This is a genomic window from Novosphingobium sp. ZN18A2, assembly GCF_036784765.1.
Classification (GTDB): Bacteria; Pseudomonadota; Alphaproteobacteria; order Sphingomonadales; family Sphingomonadaceae; genus Novosphingobium.
In genome coordinates this window covers 660,145-678,260 of the sequence record NZ_CP136651.1, presented here as the reverse complement: position 1 = coordinate 678,260, position 18,116 = coordinate 660,145, and the positions used below count along the sequence as shown (strand labels likewise).

Sequence of the window (18,116 nt, the reverse complement as noted above, 5' to 3'; positions counted from 1 at the left end):
GGGGCAGTGTTGAATCCGGGTAGTTCAGGCAATGAAGCCGGGCCGGGTCGCAATAGGAATACGGGGTCGCAATGACGAACATTCTGTCGCTCAAATCCGCACTCGGCACCGTCGCCGCCATCGCATCGACGTTCGGCGCCGCTCCGGCTTTCGCCAACAGCGCTTCGTCGGCAGACATCACCACCCCGATCCGCGCGGCAGAAGCTTCGCGCAGTTCATCTGGCACCGGCGCCCCCGACGCCGAATTCTCGCGCCTGTTCTCAAGCTGGCAGAAGCTTGACGGCGAACAATCGACCGTCACTCCGCTGCACAGCGCCACGCAGGTGTCCATTCCCTCGATGGCGCCGCTCGACGCGATCCGCATGACCAGCGGCTTCGGCATGCGCCACCACCCGATCCTGGGCGGCCGCCGCAAGCACGACGGCGTCGATCTTGCCAGCCCTGTCGGCACGCCGGTCCACGCGACGGCGGACGGCGTAGTGGAAAAAGCTTCCTGGTTTGGCGGCTATGGCCTGTTCGTGGAACTTGAACACGGCGCGAACATGGAAACCCGCTATGGCCACATGTCGAAGATCGCGGTTGCCGAAGGCCAGCGCGTTCACAAGGGCGACGTGATCGGCTATGTCGGCAGCACCGGCCGCTCCACCGGCCCGCACCTGCACTATGAAGTCCGCGTCAACGGCGTGCCCGTCAATCCGCTGGTCTACATGCAGGATGACAGCACGCAATTGCTCGCCAGCGCCAACTGACGCAGGTCTATCAAACCGGTTTGCATCTTGGAGAGGATGCGGAAACGGGGTGGCTGAACAAGCCGCCCCGTTTCTTTTTTGCGCTTCGCTCCATCTGACGGGCGGTTTGGGCGTTGCACAGTTTAATCGAACGATTAAGGTGCCGCCAAAGCAGATGGCAAACGCCCCCGCGCGAGAGAGGACCCGTTAGATGCACCACCACCCGTCCGCCCATGCCCTGACCCATCCGGACAAGCCCGCCGTGATCATGGCAGGGAGCGGCGAAACGATCACCTATCGCCAGCTTGACGAAGCCAGCAACCGCTTCGCCCAGCTGTTCCGCGCGCGCGGCTTGAAGATCGGTGACACGATCGCGCTTTCGATGGAAAATCACCCGCAATACTTCGCGCTGGCCTGGGGCGCGCAGCGCGCGGGGCTTGTCTACGTGGCGATTTCCTGCCGCCTCGCCCCGCCCGAAATCGCCTATATCGCGCAGGACAGCGGATCGAAGCTGCTGGTCGGGTCGGCCTATATGGCAAAGGTGTTCGACGAAGTGGCGAAGCTGGCACCCGATGTGCCGCAACTGCGCTTCGACGGGCATGACGAGCATGATCTCGATGCCGCGCTGGCGCAGATGCCCAGCCACGCAATCGCGGACGAGCGCGCGGGCTGCGACATGCTCTATTCCTCGGGCACCACGGGCAAACCCAAGGGCGTGCGTGTGCCCCTGCCGGAAGAAGAACACATCGGCGCCGCCAACGTGCTGCAGATGCTGGCAGCGCAGGTCTTCGGCATATCCGCCGATTCGGTCTATCTCTCGCCCGCGCCGCTCTATCACGCGGCGCCACTGCGCTGGTCGATGACCGTGCACCGCCTGGGCGGAACGGTCGTGGTGATGGAGAAGTTCGATCCCGAAACCGCGCTGCAACTGATCGAACGCTACAAGGTTACCGACAGCCAGTGGGTGCCGACCCATTTCGTGCGGATGCTGAAGCTGCCCGAAGACGTGCGCGCGAAATACAACGTGTCGTCGCTAAAGTGCGCGATCCACGCCGCCGCGCCCTGCCCTGTGCCGGTGAAAAAGGCGATGATCGAATGGTGGGGGCCGGTGCTGATGGAATATTACGCCGGCACCGAAGGCAACGGGTTTACCTTCATTTCCAGCAAGGAATGGCTGGAACGCCCCGGTTCGGTCGGCCGCGCGCTGACCGGCATCATCCGCATCTGCGACGAGAACGGAGACGAGGTGCCGCGCGGCACCGAAGGCCAGGTATTCTTCGAACCGACCGAAGGCATGCAGCAGTTCGAATATCACAACGATCCGGCCAAGACCGCCGACAGCCGCAACAAGCACGGCTGGTCAAGCCTTGGCGACGTGGGTTGGGAGGACGAGGACGGCTACCTGTACCTGACCGACCGCAAGAGCTTCATGATCATTTCAGGCGGCGTGAACATCTATCCGCAAGAGATAGAAAACCTGCTCGTAACGCATCCCAAGGTAGCGGACGTCGCGGTGATCGGCGCGCCCGACCCGGACATGGGCGAACGCGTTGTCGCGGTTATCCAGCCGGCCGACATAAGCGAAGCCGGACCGGCGCTGGCAGAGGAACTGACCGCATGGCTCGGCCCGCAGCTCAGCCGGGTGAAGCTGCCGCGCCAGATCGACTTCCGCGAAGAGCTTCCGCGTGAACCGACCGGCAAGCTGTTCAAGCGCCTGCTGCGCGACGAATACAAGAAAGCCGCCGAAGCCGCCTGAGCCAACCTGTCCAGGGGAAATCCCGCCAATGGCCACAACCGCCGATCCCGTGCTGCCCTTCGACAAGGGGCTGCGCATCGTCGATCCCAAGGCTTACGCCGATTGGGACAGCCAGCTCGACCTGTTCGACGCGATCCGCGGCGAAACGCCGGTGGTCCGGGTGGAATCGGAAACCGGCGAGTTCGCGCCGTTCTGGCTGCTCACCCGCTTCGACGATGCGATGGCGGTCAGCAAGGACAACGCGACCTGGCTCAACGCGCCGCGTCCGTCGGTCTTCACCAACCGCATGGGCGAGGACTTTGCGCGGCAGATCACCGGCGGAAGCCACAACCTGGTGGAATCGCTGGTGCAGATCGACGCACCCAAGCACCCGCAGCTGCGCCGCCTGACGCAGGAATGGTTCATGCCCAAGAACCTGCGCAAGATCGAGGACGGGATACGGCAGATCGCCAGCGGCGCGATCGACAAGATGCTGGCATCGGGCGGCGAGATCGATTTCGCGCGCGAGATTTCCGCCCCCTATCCGCTGCACGTCGTAATGCAGATCCTGGGCGTTCCCGAAGAGGACGAGCCGCGCATGCTGATGCTGACGCAGCAGATGTTCGGCGGGCAGGACGAAGACCTGAACCGGTCTGGTATGAAAGACCTGCCGCCCGAACAGCTCGTTGCGCTGGTCGCCGCGGCGGTAAAGGACTTCGAAGCCTATTTCGAAGGGCTGGCGCAGGAACGCCGCCGGAACCCGGCCGATGACGTTGCCAGCGTGATCGCCAACGCAACGATAGACGGCAAGCCGCTCGATCCACGAGACACCGCCGGGTATTACATCATCGTCGCCGCTGCCGGGCACGACACCACGTCCGCTTCCACCGCGGGCGCGATGCTGGCGCTTGCACGCGATCCCGAACAATATGCGCGGGTGCGGGCAGACCGGTCGCTGCTGTCAGGCATCGTGGAAGAAGCGATCCGCTGGACCACGCCGGTGCAGCACTTCATGCGCACCGCCGCGCACGATACGCAGATCGGCGGGCAGGCGATGAAGGAAGGCGACTGGCTGATGATCAACTATGTCGCCGCCAATCACGATCCGGCGCATTTTAACGATCCGCGCAAGTTCGACGCGAGCCGCCCCAACAACCGCCACATCGCGTTCGGCGCGGGCGCGCACCAGTGCCTGGGGCTGCACCTTGCGCGGCTGGAGATGCGCATCCTGTTCGAAACGCTGCTCGACCGGGTGGAAAGCATCGAACTGGCCGGCGATCCGCGCCGCATCCAGTCGACCTTCGTCGGCGGGTTCAAGGCCTTGCCGCTGCGCTTCAGACCCGCCTGACCGGTTGCGGGGCGGGGCGGGACTCGGCGCGGCGCCCCGCGTCCGGTCAACTGCCGAGCAGCCGCTTTGCGATCTCGCGCACTTCCGCGCCCATGTCCTCACGCTCAAGCGCGAGGGCAAGCGTCGCCTCGATGAAACCGGTCTTGCTGCCGCAGTCATAGCGTTTGCCGGCGAACGTAACCGCGTGGAACGCTTGCTCGCCGATCATCTGCGCCATGGCGTCGGTCAGCTGGATTTCGCCGCCCGCACCCTTTTCCTGGTTTTCCAGAACGCGCATCACCTCAGGCTGAAGGATATAGCGCCCGGAAAGGATCAGGTTCGACGGTGCCTGTTCCACCGGCGGCTTTTCGACCAGCCCCGTCACTTCGGTCAGCCCGTCTCCGGCTTTCGCGCCGGGGGCGATCACGCCATAGCTCGACACATCCTCTCGCGGGACTTCCAGAACGCTGATCAGGTTGCCGCCCACCTGGTTATAGGCATCCACCATCTGCTTCATGCAGCCCGGCGTGCCGATCATCAGTTCATCGGGCAGGAAGATGGCGAAAGGTTCTTCCCCCACGATTGCGCGCGCGCACCAGATCGCGTGGCCCAGCCCCATCGGCACCTGCTGCCGCACGGTAACAAGGTTGCCGGGAAGGACGCGCGTGGGCTCTAGCACGTCGAGCGACTTGCCGCGCTCTTGCAGCGTCGTCTCCAGTTCGTATGCGGTGTCGAAATGTTCGACGATCGCGGTTTTCCCGCGCCCGGTCACGAAGATCAGCTGCTCGATACCCGCCTCGCGCGCCTCGTCCACCGCGTACTGGATAAGCGGACGGTCGACGACGGGCAGAAGCTCTTTGGGGATGGCCTTGGTGGCCGGGAGGAAGCGGGTGCCAAGCCCCGCGACGGGGAAAACGGCCTTGCGGATCGGCTTGTGCTTTTGTGAAGTCATCTGCATCCCTTTGGCCAGATCGTCTTTCTCGGCAATTAAAGGGTTTTCCACGGTCTAGGCAAGCGCCGCTCCCCTTGAACGCCGCCCGGAAACGGCTAAACCGCCGCGATGGACAAGATCATCATTCGCGGGGGGAAGCGCCTGTCGGGCACGATCCCCGTTTCCGGCGCGAAGAACGCCGCCCTCACCCTGCTTCCCTGCGCCCTGCTGACCGACGAGCCGCTGACGCTGCGCAACCTGCCGCGACTTGCCGATATCGACGGTTTCCAGCACCTGATGAACCAGTTCGGCGTGACCACGGTGATCCAGGGATCGCGGCCAGAGGATTTCGGCCGGGTGATGAGCCTTGAGGCAACGCGCATCACCAGTTCGGTCGCGCCGTATGACCTTGTGCGAAAGATGCGCGCGTCGATCCTGGTGCTTGGCCCGATGCTGGCGCGCATGGGCGAGGCCACCGTTTCACTGCCCGGCGGCTGCGCCATCGGCAACCGGCCCATCGACCTGCACCTGAAGGCGCTGGAAGCGCTGGGCGCGACGATCGAACTGGCGCAGGGCTATGTCCGCGCGATCGCGCCCGACGGCGGCCTGCCCGGCGGACGCTATTCCTTCCCGGTCGTCTCGGTCGGCGCGACGGAGAACGCGATCATGGCCGCCGTGCTGGCCAACGGGAAATCCACCTTCCACAACGCCGCGCGCGAACCGGAAATCGTTGATCTGTGCAAGCTGCTGGTCGCGATGGGGGCGGAGATCGAGGGCATCGGCACGTCCGACCTTACCGTTCACGGCGTCTCGCGCCTGCACGGCGCAACCTATCGCGTGATGAGCGACCGGATCGAGGCCGGCAGCTATGCCTGCGCGGCGGCGATCACCGGTGGCGAGGTGTTCCTGAAGAATGCCGTGGCCGAGGAAATGGAAGCGACGATCCAGGCGCTGCGCGATGCCGGCGTCGCCATAGAACCGCGCCGCGACGGCATACAGGTGACGGCGGACGGCCCGCTGAAGCCGGTGACGCTATCAACCGCGCCCTACCCCGGCTTCGCCACCGATATGCAGGCCCAGCTGATGGCTCTGCTGTGCCTTGCCAAGGGGTCGAGCGTGCTGACCGAGACGATCTTCGAGAACCGCTATATGCACGTGCCCGAACTCAACCGCATGGGCGCGAAGATAGAAACCAAGGGCCGCACCGCCGTGGTCCACGGGGTGGACGAACTGACCGGCGCCGAAGTGATGGCGACCGACCTGCGCGCTTCGATGAGCCTTGTTATCGCCGGCCTTGCAGCCAAGGGCGAAACGCAGGTCCATCGCCTCTACCACCTCGACCGCGGATACGAGCGGCTGGAAGAAAAGCTGGCACTGGTCGGCGCGGATATCGAACGCGTCGGGGACGACTAGGGCGCGCCTGCCCGCCCCGCTGCGACTAACCTCACCTGCGGTTCGGCAAGTCTCGCTCCCCTCTCGCTTGCGGGAGCGGCTGGGGGTGGGCACCGCGACCACGCGCCGCCAGCCAGCCGACCAGCCACAACCGCACCGCGCTCGCCAGCCCCGGCGGGTTTTCCGCGCCGATGCGCTCTGCATCGATCCGCGCGACGAGCGCGTTGACCGGCACCGCTTCGGCCACCGCCGCCTCGCGCAGCATATCCCAGAACAGCGGTTCGAGACTGATCGAGGTCTTGTGCCCGGCAATCTCTACCGAACGCTTGACCGGCGGGTGATAGGGAGTGGTCATTGTCTCGGCATAGCGCCGGCAAAATGGCGCCGACTACAAGAAATTCGGGGTGGCCGCTTGTCGGTCCAGTTTCTAGACCCAGCGACATGACCGAAGGTTTCAGCGCGCTGACCGACAAGGAAAAGGAGACTCTGCGCCTCCTCCTTGATGGCCATGACGCAAAAAGCATCGCTGCGCACTTCGACTTGTCGGTCCATACAATCAACGAACGATTGCGCGAAGCACGGCGAAAGCTTGCAGTTTCCAGCAGCCGTGCCGCTGCGCGCTTGCTGCGGGAGGAGGAGCGGAAACACCCCGAATTGCTTGGGGACAAGGTTTTGGGGGATGCCACAGAGACAGGAGGCGTGGAACAGCATTGGCCCCCGGCCGGTCAAGGCAGCGCGTTTCGCCGCCCCGGCTGGGTGATCGGAGGATTGCTCATGTCAATTACCCTTGGACTAACCTTGATCGCCGCATCGTCGCTGGGAGGGCTTGCTCAGGCGCCATCTCCACAATCCGCTTCGGCAGCACCCAACCCTGTCGAGGCCAACGTCATCGGTGCCGCGCGCAATTGGTTGGCGCTCGTCGACAATGGCGACTGGCAGGCGAGTTGGGAAGCGACCGGCCATTCGTTTCGCAAGGCCAACTCAGTCGAACGCTGGGCGGACGCCTCAAAAAGCGCGCGCGAGCCATTAGGCGGGGTGGAATCGCGCCAATTGGCGACGGTCGATTTCACGCCCGCCCCGCCCTCGGGTAACTGGGTCGTCAAGTTCCGGACCGATTTCGCCAACAAGGCGAACGTGGCCGAAACCGTCACTCTCATAAAAGAGGACGGGACGTGGAAAGTAATCGGCTGCATGATTGACTAACTGGGAGTTGCGGAGACTAGCCGCGACAATGCCGCTGCCATGCAATCAGGCAGGTTCGACGGACTTGCTGTTCGCGCGGCACTGGCGCTTGGCTCACTGACGGCTTGGCCGACGGTGAGCCAAACTCGTACCTCCATCAATACATATGCTGGCCGCCGTTGATGCTCATGGTCGAGCCGGTGACGAAGCCCGCGTCTTCCGAGACGAGGAAGGCAACGCCGCGCGCGATTTCCTCTGCGTGGCCCAGGCGGCCGACCGGGATCTTCGCGACGATCTTTTCCAGCACCGCGTCGGGCACGGCGGCGACCATGTCCGTATCGATATAGCCGGGCGCGATGGCGTTGCAGGTTACGCCGAACTTGGCGCCTTCTTGCGCCAGCGCCTTGGTGAAGCCGTGGATGCCGCTTTTCGCCGCCGCATAGTTCACCTGGCCGTACTGGCCCGCCTGCCCGTTGATCGATCCGATGTTGACGATGCGGCCCCAGCCGCGCGCCCGCATGCCGGGGAAGCACGCCTTGGCCATGTTGAAGCAGCCGCCAAGGTTGATGCGCATCACTTCGTTCCAGTCGTCGAAGCTCATCTTGTGGAGCGTGCCGTCACGCGTGATGCCCGCGTTGTTGACCACCACATCCACCGGGCCGACCTCTTCGGCGACTTTCGCGCAACCGTCCAGGCAGGCCTGATGATCGCCAACGTCCCAGCGCACCGTCTTGATGCCCGTGCGATCGGCAAAGGCCTTCGCCTTTTCCTCGTTCCCCGCATAGTTGGCGACAACGGTGTATCCAAGGTCGTTCTTGAGCGCGAGACAGATCGCCTCGCCGATGCCCCTGGTTCCACCGGTTACGATAGCGACACGTCCCATTGCAGTCTCCTGTTCAGACCCTCAGCCCGCCGTTCCGTAGGGTAAGCATGTGACGGTCAGGCGACAAGCATCGTGCATACGAATTGCACCAATGTGCAATACGCCTTGTGCACAAAAAGGAACCGGTCCGAATGGATCATGCCGCATACGGAGGTAACGGGCGATCGCGTGTCGACCGTCCACGCGCGCGTAGACGAATCAGCGGGTGAAAATGACAGGGAGGGACCGGAAGATGGCGCAAAGGCAGCGGCCGGTTCGCCCGGGCCGGATGCGAAACGCCAGGTCAGAAGCGGAACTGGGTTCCTACGTAAACGGCCTGGCTGTCCTGCGTGCCGTCTGTCAGCGGGGCCAGCCGGTCACGATCGGAGCTGTAGCGAACGCCCGCCGTAACCTTCAGGTTGCGCGTCAGGCGATAGCTGCCGCCCAGATCAACCTGGTAATCGCCCTGGTTCTCGAACGTGCGGGGCGCGCGACCGGCGTTGCTCTTCTCGTCAAGCTCGATCGCGGGCGCAAAGCGCGACGGCGTGCCGCTGCCGACGGCATTGCCCGGCTTGTAGGTCGAAAGATCCGGCATCGCGACGTTCTTGAGCGGCTTGGTGTCCTTGCCCTCGTCAATCGCGAAGCTGGCATAACCGCGCGCGACACCCAGGCTATAGGCGGTGGGCGCTATGCGGACCGGTGCGGCGCCGGGTTCCGTCGGGACACCGGCCAGCGCATTGCGGACCGAAATGGCGCGCGCCGCTTCCGGATCGACGCGCACGGCCACCGTTACCGACCGGTCGGGGCGGGCATTGTCGCCCGCGGGGGTGAACTTGAACATGCCCGGATGCGTGAAGGCGCGCACGGTGATCTGGCTTACCAGACGCGGATCGACCGACGCGGGCGTGAACGAACCGATGCCGCCGCGCGCCGCAAGGCTTACCGGTTGCGATTCGAATCCGCTGGAAAAGGCATTGCCCACCGCAGGCAGGACCACGGCACCCAATGCGAGCGTGCCACCGGCAAGCGCGGCAAGACGCAGACGACGGCCAAAACCGCGCCCTTTCCCGTCTTTTCCGAACGTGCCCACTGTCACAATCCCAATCCTCCGGCCCGAATCCGGGCTATGCAGAATGCCGTTACCCTGTTGGCCAAGCCCCATCAACCAAACCTGAACAGGTCCAAGAGACTCGGAAAGCGGCAAAACCTGCCGTTAATCACATAGGCCACCCGCGCGCTTTGCGCCACCCCGCCGCGTAATTTTCGAATCTTGTCAAACAAGTGTGGCGCAATATCCACACATCGGCGGGGTGGTTCATGGCGCGTTCACCGCCGGGGCACCCATCTGCGGCAAATTCAACCCGCTTGCGGCGTGGCGCAAGGCGGTGATAGAGGCCCGCTATCCCGGCGGGCCGCTGTCGCTTTGGCTGTCGCTTCGCGGGACATTTGGCCCGGCGGCGTTCCAGCTGCCCAGATTGCAAGGACGAACGACACCGTGACAACCAGCGCGAGCACCGACCGCCGGCCCCTGAACCTCGTCGCCCGCGGCATCATGCTTGGCAGTGCGCTGCTTCTGGTGGCGGGCTGCGGCCACAAGGACCGCCCGAAGGCCGATCTGGCCGCCGCGCGCGTAACCACGATCGGCGTCAATTCCTACCTGTGGCGCGCCAGCCTTGAAACGCTTTCGTTCATGCCGCTGCTGCAGACCGATTCGAACGGCGGCGTGATCGTGACCGACTGGTATGCCAATCCCAAAGACCCGAACGAGCGGGTCAAGGTGACGGTATCGATCCTCGACCAGGACCTGCGGGCGGACGCGCTGCGCGTCGCGGCCAGCCGCCAGGTGCAGCAGAACGGCACCTGGGTGGATGCGCCTGTGAAGGCCGCGACGGTGCAGAAGCTGGAAGACATCATCCTGACCAAGGCACGCGACCTGCGCCGCGGCACGATCGCCAACTGACCGCGCGGCCCGGACAGCCCGCGCGGCGCACCCCCGCGCCGCGCGTCCTGCCGCATGATTGGCCGCGCGCCCCCTCGACAAGCCGCGCCGAGCGGCTAGAGGGACGCGCATGAGCACAGAACCCATCCGCACCGAACCGGCCCGCTTCGATCCCGCCAGCGCCGATACGCGCTGGCAGAAGGCCTGGGACGAGGCGCAGAGCTTCCGCGCCGACGATTCGTCCGCCCGCCCGCGCTCCTATGTGCTGGAGATGTTTCCCTATCCATCGGGGCGCATCCACATCGGCCACGTGCGCAACTACACGATGGGCGACGTGCTGGCGCGCTACAAGCGGATGAAGGGGTTCGAGGTTCTGCACCCGATGGGCTGGGACGCCTTCGGGATGCCCGCCGAAAACGCCGCGATGGAAAAGGGCGTGCACCCCGGCGGCTGGACGCGCGACAACATCGCCAACATGAAGGCGCAACTGAAGCGGCTGGGCTTCGCGCTTGACTGGAGCCGCGAACTGGCGACGTGCGAGCCGGATTACTACGGCCACGAACAGGCGCTGTTCATCGACCTGTACGAAGCCGGGCTGGTCTATCGCAAGGAATCGGCGGTCAACTGGGATCCGGTGGACCAGACCGTGCTGGCCAACGAACAGGTGATCGACGGCAAGGGCTGGCGATCGGGCGCGCCGGTGGAAAAGCGCAAGCTGAACCAGTGGTTCCTGAAGATCACCGATTTCGCGGAAGACCTGCTTGCCGGGCTGGGTTCGCTCGACAAGTGGCCCGAAAAGGTGCGGCTGATGCAGGAAAACTGGATCGGCAAGTCGCAGGGCCTGCAATTCGCCTTCACGCTGTCCGACGGTGAAAGCCTGGATGTCTATACCACCCGGCCGGACACCATTTTCGGTGCCAGCTTCGTGGCCGTCGCCGCCGATCACCCCGTCGCGCAGACCGTCGCGCTGACAAGCGCCAAGGCGCGCGACTTCATAAAGCTGTGCAAGCAGGGCGGCACGACCGCGGCCGAAGTGGAGACGGCGGAAAAGCTGGGCTTCGACACGGGGCTTACCGCGAAGCACCCGTTCACCGGGGCGGACCTGCCCGTTTACATCGCGAACTTCGTGTTGATGGACTATGGCACCGGCGCGATCATGGCGGTGCCGGGACACGACCAGCGCGACTTCGAGTTCGCCACCAAATACGAGTTGCCGATCCTGCGCGTTGTCGCCGCCGACCCGGCGGATGCCGACAAGCCGTTTGCCGGAGAGGCCGAAGCGGGCGACGGCGTGGTGGTGAATTCGGACTTCCTTTCCGGCATGGGCGTGGCCGACGCCAAGGCCGAGGTCATTTCCCGCGCCGAAGCGGGCGGCTGGGGCGAAGGCAAGACCGTGTGGCGCCTGCGCGACTGGGGCGTTTCGCGCCAGCGTTACTGGGGCACCCCGATCCCCTTCATCCATTGCGAGGCCTGCGGCGTGGTGCCGGTGCCCAAGGACCAGTTGCCGGTCGTGCTGCCCGAAGACGTCGATTTCCAGACGCCGGGCAACCCGCTGGTGCGCCACGCGACGTGGAAGCACACCGATTGCCCGAAATGCGGCAAGGCGGCGGTTCGCGAGACAGACACGCTGGACACTTTCGTCGATTCGAGCTGGTACTTCCTGCGCTTTGCCAGCCAGCCGGCGGACCGGCCGTTCGATCCGGAAGCCATCCGGCAGTGGATGCCGGTCGAACAGTATATCGGCGGGATCGAACACGCGATCCTGCACTTGCTCTATGCCCGCTTCTGGACGCGCGCGCTGGCCCACATCGGGATGATCGACGTGAAGGAGCCGTTTGCCAGCCTGTTCACGCAAGGGATGGTCACGCACGAGACCTATTCGCGCAAGCTGGGCAGCCGCGAAACCTTCTATGGCCCCGGTGAGGTTGAGCGCACCGCCGATGGCGCGACACTGATCGAGGATGGCAAGCCGGTGACCATCGGCAAGGTCATCAAGATGTCCAAGTCGAAGAAGAACGTGGTCGACCCGGACGAGATCGTGGAAACCTATGGCGCCGACGCGATCCGCTGGTTCATGCTTTCCGACAGCCCGCCCGAGCGTGACCTGCCGTGGTCCGAATCCGGCATAGAGGGCTGCGCGCGCTTCGTGCAGCGGCTGTGGCGCCTGTTCGGCCAATACGAGGGCGATGCGAGCGGCCCTGATGCAATTCGGGACAAGGCGCTTGACCGCAAGCGCGACCAGGCCGTTGCCGCCGTGGGCGAGGAAATAGAGGCGCTGGGCTTCAACAAGGCCGTCGCGCGTATCTACGAACTGGCAAGCGCGGTGGAAAAGGCAAAACCTTCCGCCAGCCGCAACGAGGCGATCCGCGCGCTGCTGTTGCTGGTATCGCCGATGATGCCGCACCTTGCCGAAGAAGCCTGGGCCGCCTTCGGCGAAAGCGGACTGATCGCCGATGCGGCGTGGCCGCAGGTCGATCCCGCGCTGCTGGTGGAAGACGAAGTGACCGTGGCCGTTCAGGTAAAGGGCAAACTGCGCGACACGCTGACCGTGGCCAAGGGCACCCCGCGCGAGGAACTGGAGTCGCTTGCCCTTGCCAGCGACAAGGTGCAGCGTGCGCTGGACGGAGCGGAAGTGAGGAAAGTGATCGTCGTGCCCGACCGGCTGGTAAACCTCGTCGCGTGATACGTCGCGGCGCCCTTCTTGCGGCGGCTTCGCTTGCGCTGCCGCTGGCGGCCTGCGGGCTTCAGCCGATGTATGCCGGTGGCGGCAGCGGCAAGGTTGCGCGCGGCATTGCGGCGGTGGAGGTTTCCCCGATCGAGGGACAGTCCGGCTGGCTGATGCGCAATGCGCTGTCGGACCGGCTGGGCGCGGGCGGGCAGGCATCGCCGCGCTACCGGCTCGACGTGCGGCTGGACGACAAGCTGGAAGGCATGGGCCTGCTTTCGGACGATACCGTCACGCGCGAACGGCGCACGCTGCGCGCACGTTACCAGCTGGTCGACCTGGAAAGCGGCAAGATCGTGCTCGACGCCACGGCCGGGTCCGACGCGGGCATCGACGTTGTGTCGAGCGAATATGCAGTGATCGCCGCCGAACAGACCGCGCTTGAAAACCTGACGCGCGACGTTGCCGACCAGATCGTCACCCGCGTTGCGCTGCGCTTGCGCGAAAGCGGCTGACCGCGCCGATGAAGGCGACGCAGCGCAACTTTGCCGCCACGGCGCAGCGCGCGGCCAGGGAAGCGCGCGTATTCTATTTCTGCGGACCTGACGAAGCCGGGGCGAGCGATGCCGCCGCGCGCATTTCGGCGCTGCTGGGCGATGCCGAAAAGGTGGAAATCGCGGGAAGCGACCTGCGCAGGGATCCGGCCCTGCTGGCGGACGAGGCGCGCAGCGTGTCTCTTTTCGGGGACCGGCGCCAGATCCACGTGCGCACAAGCGGTGACGAGGCGCACGATGCCGTCGCCAACCTGATCGACGATGCGGTGGACGGCTGGCCCGTGCTGATCGTCGCGACATCGGCAACCGACAAGTCGCGCATCGCCAAGCTGCTGGAAAAGCGCGACGATGCGCTTGTCGCGATGTTCCATCCACCAGACCTGCGCTCTGTCGCATCGGCGGTGCGCGGCATGGCCGACGCGGCGGGCGTGCGGATCGGCGAAGACGTGGCCGAACGCATCGCCCGCTCAACCGCGCTCGACACGCGCATGGCGAAAAGCGAGGTCGAAAAACTTGCGCTCTATCTCGACGCCAGCCCCCAGGCGCCGCGCTCCGCCGACGCGCAAGCGCTCGATGCTATCGGCGCGGTGAGCGAGGACGACGGCTTCATGCCGCTGGTCAACACCGTGCTGGGCGGCGAGCTGGGCGGGCTATCGGGCGAACTGGCCCGGATGCGCGAACTTTCGATCAACCCGGTGGGCCTTTTGCTGGCGTTCGAACGCCGCGCCGCGCAGCTTTCGCAACTTGCCGGAAAGCTGGGGCGACGCACGGACATTGCCGCTTTTCTTGAGCAGGAACGGGTGTTCTTCCGCGACAAGCGCGACCTTGAAAACCAGTTGCGGCGCTGGCGCGGGCGCAAGCTGGAACGGCTGGTGGACCGGCTGGTAACGCTCCATCGCGGCCTGATGGCGGACAACAGGAACGGGGAGCTTCTGCTGGCGCAGGGGTTGGCTGAAATCGCGCGCGCCGCCGCACGATAAAGCCCTGCGTCCAAGAGAAAGTCGCGAAACAGGTCCATTATAGGCCAATTAATTGGCGTTACGTTCTTTTACTTAGCCGCACGACCATTATAGAAACGCAGTCAACGCAAGAATAACGGTCGCGGAGAAGGCGTTGCGAATGGAAGAGGCGGCCGGGCAATGGCTGCAACCCGCAAGACTTCCGTTTCCGGACAGCGAACCGGCAGGGGCGGACTGCGCGTCGGCCAGTGCCGGACCTGCCGAAGATGCCCTGCCCGCCCCTGATACCCTGTCTGAGGTTGAATCCGGTCCGGCATTGCGGGAACGCCTTGTGCTTCCGCTTGCCCCATCGCTGGAACGCAGGCGGCTTCAGCTTTACCTGCTCCAGATCCTGATCGATGGAGCGATGATCGCCGCCGCCTTCGCGGTCACGGGACTGCTCTATTTCGGCGATCCCCTTGCGAATGCCGCAATGTTGCAGGCCCAACTGCTTTTGCCGCTGTACTGGACCGCCGCAATCGGCCTGCGTACCTATTCGGTGGCCGCGCTTACCCGGTTGCGCATCGGCCAGTCGCGCGCGCTGCTTGCGCTGTTGGCGGCGGCCATGTTCGCTCTCGTCACGCTGTTTTTCGCCAAGGCATCGGTGGCGTTCTCACGCGCGACTTTCGCGCTGGGCCTTGGCGCGTCGGCCGTGCTTCTGGCGCAGTCGCGCGTGTGGTTCCGCAGGATCGTGACGGCGCGCGTGGGCGCCACGGCGGCCAACATGCTGGTGCTGAACGACGGGGGGCAGGCCATTCGCGTTCCCCATGCCTTCCACGTCGATGCCCGCCGGCACAAGCTGGCGCCGAACCTGCACGATCCGCACATGCTGAACCGGATCGGCCTGTTCATGGCCAACATGGACCGCGTGCTGGTAACCTGCCCCGCGCATCGGCGCGGGGACTGGGCGCTGGTGTTCAAGTGCGCCAACGTGCAGGGCGAAATCGTTGAGCCCGATGTGTTGGCGCTGGGCGCATTGGGCGCGCGGCGCGGCGCCGATTACGGAACGCTTGTGGTTTCCAGCGGGCCGCTTGGGATGCAGGCGCGCGCCACCAAGCGCGTATTCGACATCGTGCTTGCCGCCGCGGCCTTGCTGGCGCTTTCGCCGCTGTTGCTGATCGTGGCCGCGCTGATCCGGATCGAGGATGGCGGCCCGGCGTTCTTCGTCCAGTTGCGCACCGGGCGGAACAACTGCTTCTTCCCGATCTTCAAGTTCCGCTCGATGCGGGTCGAACGGCTCGATACCGAAGGCGCGCGGTCGGCCAGCCGGGACGATGACAGGATCACGCGGATCGGCGCGTTCATCCGCCGCACCAGCATCGACGAACTGCCGCAACTGTTCAACGTGCTGCGCGGTGAGATGAGCATTGTCGGCCCGCGTCCGCACGCCATCGGATCGACGGCCGGCGAAAAGAAATTCTGGGAAGTGGACCAGCGGTATTGGCTGCGCCACTCGCTAAAACCCGGACTGACCGGACTGGCGCAGATCCGCGGGCTGCGCGGCGCGACGGAGAGCGAAACCGATCTTGCGGACCGCCTTCAGGCCGATCTCGAATACCTGGACGGATGGACCATCTGGCGCGACCTGCGGATCGTCGCCGCGACGATGAAGGTTATCGTTCACGATCGCGCGTTCTAGGCGGCGTGGGGATTCACCCAATGCCGGCCTGCAAACGGCACTTTCCAATCGATACCGCACGTCCGTCTCGCGACATCAATCGCTTGCGCATTTCACCGGGCGCTGTCCCGCTGCGTCATAACCCGACGCGGCAAGCGCGCCGCAATCGAACAGGGCGCCCGCCGCGATCGCCTGGCCCACAAGATCCGCCAGTTCGCCCGGCGGCACGTGGCCATGCAAGGCGCGGATCGCGCCGTCCGGCCAACGCTTGCCGCGCGCAAGCACCTGCGCGAAGGCCATGCGGCCTTCTGGTGACGCGATCAGTTGCGCGGTCAGCGAAACCGGTCGGGCGCGGTCGGGATCGAGCACCCACAGGGCCGCGAGCCGGCTGGCCGCCGCGTCATGGTCCCCCGCATCCAGCGCCATCCCGAAAACGGCGACTTGCGCGCCCAGCGACCGCCAGCCGCGCGTCCCGGCCAGAAGGACGGTATCGCGCGCGACGGCCCCTTCCCCCTGCCGCGCGCGCGCCATGGCGAGCAGCGTCAACCCCTGCGCCGGCATGGGGCGGCGCCTGACCAGCGAAATCGCATCGGCCAGCGCGGCATCGGCATCATCCTCCCGCACTTCGGCGAGGACTTTCCTCTGCAGCGCGAAAGTGCGGAACGGCGCGGGCACGAAGCGCACGAAGGCGTCATCGAACCGCGCCTGCCGGTCCAGCTCAAAGCCGGTAACGACAACGGCGATTGCGGCGAGCATCGCGATCCACGCCGCACGGATCATGTCGGACCGCTTTTATTGCGGGGCGTGGCTCCCATGCGCAAAAGCAGCAGCACGGCAATTGCCGCCACGCAAAGCATCGTCTGGTTGCGCAAGGGATAATCCAGCAGCGATTGCGCGGCGATCGCCCCCAGCACCGCCGCCCCGGTCCAGGCCATCCGGCGCTCTATCGAAAATCGCGCTTTCCATACCGCGAGCAGCAGGAAGGCCATCCACGACGCCACCAGCGCCAGCCCGAAAGCCCCTGCTTCGATCGCGATTTCAAGGTAATCGTTGTGCGCGCGTCCGGCGACGCGCGGCTTGAGCGTTTCCAGCGATTCGTCGATCTGGAAAACATCGTCGAAGTTGCCCATGCCCACGCCAACCGGCCAATAGCGACGGGCCACGAACGCGCCGTCTTCCCAGATCGCGGCGCGCGGATGGGATGCCGCGCCGTGAAAGCGGGCAAGGCTGGTCTCTATCCGCGTGCCTTCGAACAGCCCGGCGGCCTGGCTCATCGCGCCCAAACCTGCGGCCGCCACCACGATGCCCGCCGCGATGGCCGCCACCCGTTTCGGGCGCAGCTGCGTTGGCGCATTACCATTGTTGCCCAAGACCACGTTCGAAAGCCCGGCGAAAACCACAACCGCGACCAGCAGTGCCATGGCGGAACGTGACTGGGTCAGCACCACGCCGAGCGCGAGCATGGCGCCGATGGCCAGCCTGCCGCCCTTCGCAAGCGCCCCGGCGGGCAGAACCGAAAGCAGCACGATCGCGCAATCGAGCAGCAACCCCGTTGAATTGCGGTTGGCGAACGTTCCGAAAAGAACGCCCGGCATCGGGTTTTCCGGATAGGGCACGCCGGCGTCCGACACGACCTGCACGGCCCCGACCACAAGATCGACCATGCCCAGCGCGACCACCATCCAAGCGAGCCGCGCCAGATCGCGCCGGTGCAGGCCCCAGCCCACCGCGATCACCGTGAAAGGCGCCAGCAGTCCCGCGAAAGCGACCGTCGTGCGCGCGGAATCGACCGTCCAGTGGAACCAGCCCGCGCTGCCCGCAGCCCCGGGTGTCGCTGCCCGGAGCGATGCACTGACGAGGTCGCGCCCCGGTAGCGCGCTCCACACCGCGGGAGGAAGCGGAACCAGTTGCACCAGCGGCAATGCCAGCGACGCCGCGCAAAGCGCGACCAGAGGCCTGGGGGCGCTCGTAAAGAAAGCGGCGACGGCCCGCCCGTTCATCGCCAGCACCAGCAGCGCCGCAAGCTGGATGGCAAGGTTGACCAGCCCGTATGCAGCGCCGCCGCCGCCCGCCAGAAGGGCCAAAATCGCAAGCGCCGTTACATCTCGCGCCGCGCTGGCGGGCGCTTGCACGCGCGGACGCTCGCCGGGGATCAACGCAATCGACCGGTCCGCGCGATCAACCG

General features: G+C 65.4%; 17 protein-coding genes. 11 read left to right on the top strand and 6 right to left on the bottom strand.

The genetic code is table 11. The features are described 5' to 3' along the window. Positions 1-71 precede the first annotated feature (71 nt). The 3 genes from RXV95_RS03335 to RXV95_RS03325 all read left to right on the top strand — a co-directional run bounded on the left by RXV95_RS03335 (position 72) and on the right by RXV95_RS03325 (position 3,811). On the top strand, positions 72-749 hold the full coding sequence (locus tag RXV95_RS03335) for a M23 family metallopeptidase (RefSeq protein WP_338467607.1): 678 nt from the start codon (positions 72-74) through the stop codon (positions 747-749). A 190-nt stretch (positions 750-939) separates the two neighbouring features. Continuing rightward, positions 940-2,484: an acyl-CoA synthetase gene (locus tag RXV95_RS03330; RefSeq protein WP_338467606.1), complete on the top strand. Its 1,545-nt coding sequence runs from the start codon at positions 940-942 to the stop codon at positions 2,482-2,484. A 28-nt stretch (positions 2,485-2,512) separates the two neighbouring features. Beyond that, positions 2,513-3,811: a cytochrome P450 gene (locus tag RXV95_RS03325; protein WP_338467605.1), complete on the top strand. Its 1,299-nt coding sequence runs from the start codon at positions 2,513-2,515 to the stop codon at positions 3,809-3,811. Between the two features lie 46 nt (positions 3,812-3,857). Here RXV95_RS03325 and galU read toward each other — a convergent pair whose 3' ends face one another. Further along, positions 3,858-4,742 (bottom strand): UTP--glucose-1-phosphate uridylyltransferase GalU, encoded by an 885-nt coding sequence (gene galU, locus RXV95_RS03320; RefSeq protein ID WP_338467604.1) that lies wholly within the window; start codon positions 4,740-4,742, stop codon positions 3,858-3,860. 108 nt (positions 4,743-4,850) lie between these two features. On the opposite strand from galU, the gene murA reads away from it, so the two are divergent. Continuing rightward, the gene (gene murA, locus RXV95_RS03315) at positions 4,851-6,134 is read left to right on the top strand and encodes a UDP-N-acetylglucosamine 1-carboxyvinyltransferase (protein ID WP_338467603.1); all 1,284 of its coding nucleotides are present in this window, start codon (positions 4,851-4,853) and stop codon (positions 6,132-6,134) included. A gap of 31 nt (positions 6,135-6,165) precedes the next feature. Here murA and RXV95_RS03310 read toward each other — a convergent pair whose 3' ends face one another. Beyond that, positions 6,166-6,468: a ribbon-helix-helix domain-containing protein gene (locus RXV95_RS03310; RefSeq protein ID WP_338467602.1), complete on the bottom strand. Its 303-nt coding sequence runs from the start codon at positions 6,466-6,468 to the stop codon at positions 6,166-6,168. Between the two features lie 86 nt (positions 6,469-6,554). Between RXV95_RS03310 and RXV95_RS03305 the strand changes: the two genes are divergently transcribed. Continuing rightward, positions 6,555-7,316: a DUF4019 domain-containing protein gene (locus RXV95_RS03305; RefSeq protein WP_338467601.1), complete on the top strand. Its 762-nt coding sequence runs from the start codon at positions 6,555-6,557 to the stop codon at positions 7,314-7,316. A 136-nt stretch (positions 7,317-7,452) separates the two neighbouring features. On the opposite strand, the gene phbB is transcribed toward RXV95_RS03305, so the two are convergent. Together phbB and RXV95_RS03295 are read right to left on the bottom strand one after the other, a co-directional pair. Then, complete coding sequence (gene phbB, locus RXV95_RS03300) at positions 7,453-8,178, bottom strand: acetoacetyl-CoA reductase (protein WP_338467600.1); 726 nt, start codon at positions 8,176-8,178, stop codon at positions 7,453-7,455. 283 nt (positions 8,179-8,461) lie between these two features. After that, positions 8,462-9,247 (bottom strand): hypothetical protein, encoded by a 786-nt coding sequence (locus RXV95_RS03295; RefSeq protein ID WP_338467599.1) that lies wholly within the window; start codon positions 9,245-9,247, stop codon positions 8,462-8,464. 193 nt (positions 9,248-9,440) lie between these two features. Between RXV95_RS03295 and RXV95_RS03290 the strand changes: the two genes are divergently transcribed. The 6 genes from RXV95_RS03290 to RXV95_RS03265 all read left to right on the top strand — a co-directional run bounded on the left by RXV95_RS03290 (position 9,441) and on the right by RXV95_RS03265 (position 15,952). Next, positions 9,441-9,656: a hypothetical protein gene (locus tag RXV95_RS03290; protein WP_338467598.1), complete on the top strand. Its 216-nt coding sequence runs from the start codon at positions 9,441-9,443 to the stop codon at positions 9,654-9,656. A 53-nt stretch (positions 9,657-9,709) separates the two neighbouring features. Then, complete coding sequence (locus RXV95_RS03285) at positions 9,710-10,117, top strand: DUF3576 domain-containing protein (RefSeq protein WP_338468623.1); 408 nt, start codon at positions 9,710-9,712, stop codon at positions 10,115-10,117. Positions 10,118-10,226: 109 nt separating this feature from the next. Beyond that, on the top strand, positions 10,227-12,779 hold the full coding sequence (leuS, locus tag RXV95_RS03280; RefSeq protein WP_338467597.1) for a leucine--tRNA ligase: 2,553 nt from the start codon (positions 10,227-10,229) through the stop codon (positions 12,777-12,779). Between the two features lie 68 nt (positions 12,780-12,847). After that, a complete protein-coding gene (gene lptE, locus RXV95_RS03275; protein WP_338468622.1) occupies positions 12,848-13,276 on the top strand; it encodes an LPS assembly lipoprotein LptE in 429 nt (142 codons plus the stop codon). 8 nt (positions 13,277-13,284) lie between these two features. Then, the gene (locus RXV95_RS03270; protein ID WP_338467596.1) at positions 13,285-14,295 is read left to right on the top strand and encodes a DNA polymerase III subunit delta; all 1,011 of its coding nucleotides are present in this window, start codon (positions 13,285-13,287) and stop codon (positions 14,293-14,295) included. Between the two features lie 139 nt (positions 14,296-14,434). Then, positions 14,435-15,952: a sugar transferase gene (locus tag RXV95_RS03265; RefSeq protein ID WP_338467595.1), complete on the top strand. Its 1,518-nt coding sequence runs from the start codon at positions 14,435-14,437 to the stop codon at positions 15,950-15,952. A 75-nt stretch (positions 15,953-16,027) separates the two neighbouring features. Here RXV95_RS03265 and RXV95_RS03260 read toward each other — a convergent pair whose 3' ends face one another. Both RXV95_RS03260 and RXV95_RS03255 read right to left on the bottom strand, forming a co-directional pair. Continuing rightward, complete coding sequence (locus RXV95_RS03260) at positions 16,028-16,711, bottom strand: hypothetical protein (RefSeq protein ID WP_338467594.1); 684 nt, start codon at positions 16,709-16,711, stop codon at positions 16,028-16,030. Next, positions 16,708-18,063 (bottom strand): O-antigen ligase family protein, encoded by a 1,356-nt coding sequence (locus RXV95_RS03255; RefSeq protein ID WP_338467593.1) that lies wholly within the window; start codon positions 18,061-18,063, stop codon positions 16,708-16,710. Before RXV95_RS03255 ends, RXV95_RS03260 begins: the two co-directional genes overlap by 4 nt. Positions 18,064-18,116: the final 53 nt, after the last annotated feature.

Bases quoted from the DNA above. Each gene is read 5' to 3' on its own strand.
- RXV95_RS03335 (WP_338467607.1), top strand. From the start codon at position 72: ATGACGAACATTCTGTCGCTCAAATCCGCACTCGGCACCGTCGCCGCC.
- RXV95_RS03305 (WP_338467601.1), top strand. From the start codon at position 6,555: ATGACCGAAGGTTTCAGCGCGCTGACCGACAAGGAAAAGGAGACTCTG.
- murA (WP_338467603.1), top strand. From the start codon at position 4,851: ATGGACAAGATCATCATTCGCGGGGGGAAGCGCCTGTCGGGCACGATC.
- RXV95_RS03285 (WP_338468623.1), top strand. From the start codon at position 9,710: ATGCTTGGCAGTGCGCTGCTTCTGGTGGCGGGCTGCGGCCACAAGGAC.
- galU (WP_338467604.1), bottom strand. From the start codon at position 4,742: ATGACTTCACAAAAGCACAAGCCGATCCGCAAGGCCGTTTTCCCCGTC.
- leuS (WP_338467597.1), top strand. From the start codon at position 10,227: ATGAGCACAGAACCCATCCGCACCGAACCGGCCCGCTTCGATCCCGCC.
- RXV95_RS03260 (WP_338467594.1), bottom strand. From the start codon at position 16,711: ATGATCCGTGCGGCGTGGATCGCGATGCTCGCCGCAATCGCCGTTGTC.
- lptE (WP_338468622.1), top strand. From the start codon at position 12,848: ATGTATGCCGGTGGCGGCAGCGGCAAGGTTGCGCGCGGCATTGCGGCG.
- RXV95_RS03265 (WP_338467595.1), top strand. From the start codon at position 14,435: ATGGAAGAGGCGGCCGGGCAATGGCTGCAACCCGCAAGACTTCCGTTT.
- RXV95_RS03270 (WP_338467596.1), top strand. From the start codon at position 13,285: ATGAAGGCGACGCAGCGCAACTTTGCCGCCACGGCGCAGCGCGCGGCC.
- RXV95_RS03325 (WP_338467605.1), top strand. From the start codon at position 2,513: ATGGCCACAACCGCCGATCCCGTGCTGCCCTTCGACAAGGGGCTGCGC.
- phbB (WP_338467600.1), bottom strand. From the start codon at position 8,178: ATGGGACGTGTCGCTATCGTAACCGGTGGAACCAGGGGCATCGGCGAG.
- RXV95_RS03330 (WP_338467606.1), top strand. From the start codon at position 940: ATGCACCACCACCCGTCCGCCCATGCCCTGACCCATCCGGACAAGCCC.
- RXV95_RS03310 (WP_338467602.1), bottom strand. From the start codon at position 6,468: ATGACCACTCCCTATCACCCGCCGGTCAAGCGTTCGGTAGAGATTGCC.